Origin of the sequence: Natrinema versiforme JCM 10478 (genome assembly GCF_000337195.1) — an archaeon.
GTDB classification, from domain to species: domain Archaea; phylum Halobacteriota; class Halobacteria; order Halobacteriales; family Natrialbaceae; genus Natrinema; species Natrinema versiforme.
Map to the genome: position 1 here is coordinate 1 of NZ_AOID01000065.1, position 1,028 is coordinate 1,028.

Below are 1,028 nucleotides of genomic sequence, written 5' to 3' on the forward strand. Positions count from 1 at the left end.
GGCGATATTCAACTTTCACTCCGCCAAGCGGTAACTACGTCTGCGAACTGAACGAACAGCGGCGTAACCCAAATAATCAAAACATATTTTCAAAATATGTCGGAGAGAATATTATGTCTGCTGGTGCCTGTATCTTGTCCACGGGATACAATGAGTGAGGAAACCAGAGGAGCGGAGAAACTCCAAAAGAAGAAATAGTCATACCAGTAGAGGAAACTTCGGTAGATGCAATCCTTGAATTGCTTTCTCACCAACGTCGCCGTGCAGTTCTTGATCTCCTTCTCACTCACGACCAATTATTAACTGTCTCTGACATTCGTAATGAAATTATTGAAAAGGAGCAAGACACAGAAATAACCGAAATCCCCAGCGAACAGGTGAAACAGGTTCATATCTCATTGCACCATGTTCATATCCCAAAATTGGCCGAGGAAGGAGTTATAAGCTATGATCCGAACCGGAATCTCGTTGAACCGACTGAGACTTGCGCGTTGCACTGCTGGATGTCCAAGCAGACCATATTCCGTGTCAGGAATGTTCCCACTACCTCGGTAGTGGAGCAGGGTATAGAGGACTGCAGTATCTACTAGTAGTGATGTCCGAATCAGAAGTGACCCGCTGGGAGTACGAGACGCTTCGCCCACCGCGTGATGAGACCCAAAAAGAAGCAGAGGATCCGAAAGCAGAGTTGAATCAACTCGGTGCAGAGGGCTGGGAGTTTGTGGAGACGATCGACTACGAGGGAGGTGGCACCAAGTACCTCGTTTTCAAGCGACCTGCCCAATCGGGTGAGCCAGTATGACTGACGAGACCGACATCAGTACGGCCAACACGATGGGTGAGCGCTCAGGCGAGAGTCGGATTAAACTCTGGTTGCTGCTGCGCGCGAACCGCCTTCTCGTCACCAGCGTCCTGACCAGTGCCGTGTTCGTCGCATTCGTCATCGTCGTCGCTGTCCTCGTTCCACCGTTTTCACGGCAAATCGAGTCCGGCGACATGATCGAAACGATGTTCTCAACGATGATCAC

General features: G+C 49.9%; 2 protein-coding genes and 1 pseudogene. All 3 read left to right on the plus strand.

Annotated features, from left to right (window positions below):
• Positions 1 to 239: 239 nt before the first annotated feature.
• Positions 240 to 590 (plus strand): DUF7344 domain-containing protein, encoded by a 351-nt coding sequence (locus tag C489_RS23275; protein WP_449289388.1) that lies wholly within the window; start codon positions 240 to 242, stop codon positions 588 to 590.
• 5 nt (positions 591 to 595) lie between these two features.
• On the plus strand, positions 596 to 802 hold the full coding sequence (locus C489_RS20355; RefSeq protein ID WP_012945603.1) for a DUF4177 domain-containing protein: 207 nt from the start codon (positions 596 to 598) through the stop codon (positions 800 to 802).
• Positions 799 to 1,028, plus strand: a pseudogene (locus C489_RS20360) (hypothetical protein); the annotation flags it as partial. The gene C489_RS20355 and the pseudogene C489_RS20360, both read left to right, overlap by 4 nt.

Coding starts and splice junctions, on each gene's coding strand:
- C489_RS20355 (WP_012945603.1), top strand. CDS start 596: ATGTCCGAATCAGAAGTGACCCGCTGGGAGTACGAGACGCTTCGCCCA.